This window comes from Bradyrhizobium rifense, from assembly GCF_008123425.1.
Taxonomy (GTDB): Bacteria; Pseudomonadota; Alphaproteobacteria; order Rhizobiales; family Xanthobacteraceae; genus Bradyrhizobium; species Bradyrhizobium rifense.
This window is the reverse complement of the sequence record NZ_VSSS01000091.1, coordinates 1-1281: the sequence shown is the minus strand read 5'-3', so window position 1 is coordinate 1281 and position 1281 is coordinate 1. Positions and strand designations below refer to the sequence as shown.

Annotated in this window: 1 protein-coding gene; it reads right to left on the bottom strand. The window is 64.2% G+C overall.

The window, feature by feature from the left end; genetic code table 11:
- Positions 1-139: 139 nt before the first annotated feature.
- Positions 140-1204 (bottom strand): IS110 family RNA-guided transposase, encoded by a 1065-nt coding sequence (locus FXB40_RS44820; protein WP_148778634.1) that lies wholly within the window; start codon positions 1202-1204, stop codon positions 140-142.
- Between the last annotated feature and the right edge of the window lie 77 nt (positions 1205-1281).

The window sequence follows — 1281 nt, the reverse complement described above, 5'->3', positions numbered from 1 at the left end:
GGCCGTTCCTTCGTCCCGGCCCGCAGAGCGTCGATCGCGTCGCGCGCAGGGGCGGTCAAGGCCGGCCGTCGCGCTTGGCTTGCGGCTGGCTCCGGCGTTGCCAGGCTGCGCCTTGACCGCGCCGAGCACGGCGCGAGGATCAAGCGGGTCGGACGCCTGCATCGTCGGTCCTCGTCAGCTCGAAGGCGCGTCCTTTAGCCAGCACCGCCCAGGCGATGCGGGCAAGCTTGTTGGCGAGCGCGATCGCGAGCACGTTGTGGTGCAACCGCCTCTTGGCGGCTTCGATCCAGGATTTGAGCCCGTAACGTTCCCAGTTCTTGATCCTGACCAGCACAACCCATGCCGCCTGCACAAACAGAACGCGGAGGTAGCGATTGCCGCGCCTCGAGATTTTGCCGAGGATCGTGTGGTCTCCCGTCGAGATCTGCTTGGGCACCAGTCCGAGCCAGGCGCCGAAGTCGCGGCCTTTGGAGAATACGTCTCCAGTGCCGATCGCAGCCACCACGGCGCTCGAAATGATCGGCCCAATGCCAGGCACCGTCATCAGGCGCGAACATGCCTGATCTTGACGGGCCAGGGCTTCGATCTCGCCGGAGAGGCCATCGATACGCTGATCCAGCCGGCGCCAGTCGCCTGCCAACTCCTCGATGACACGCAACATGCGTGGCGACAGGGCATCGGTGCGCGTCGCAAGGATGGTGGGCAGTTCCGTGCGCAGGAAGCCGATACCCTGGCGCACGGCGATCCCCCGTTCCAGCATGAAGGCGCGAATCTGGTTGATGATGCCGGTGCGTTGTGACACCAGCCGTTCGCGCACCCGATGCAGCGCCTGCAGATCCAGTTGCTCTGCGGTCTTGGTCGCCACGAACTTCATCGTCGGGCGCTGCACGGCTTCGGCAATCGCCTCGGCATCATTGAAGTCGTTCTTCTGTCCCTTGCTATAGGGACGGACATATTTGGCCGGCATCAACCTGGCATCGTGACCAAGCGATGCGAGTTTGCGGCTCAGGTGATGTGCGCCGACGCAGGCTTCCATGCCGATCAGGCAAGGCGGTATATTGGCGAGTCGCGCTTCCACTTGGCCACGCGACCACTTTTGCCGCAGCACGATGGCGCCGCGTGCATCGTGGCCCACGACGTGGAACGAGTTCTTGCCGATATCGATGCCGATCACGGCGACTGTGGTATTGGGGGTCTGAGACATGGCGTGCTCCTTGTTTTGGCGCCCCTGGCCAGCTTATCGCTGGCGGGGCAGGAGCACGGCCGGACCATCCCATTAGC

Excerpts from the sequence above, each read along its gene's own strand:
- FXB40_RS44820 (WP_148778634.1), bottom strand. The coding sequence starts at position 1,204 with ATGTCTCAGACCCCCAATACCACAGTCGCCGTGATCGGCATCGATATC.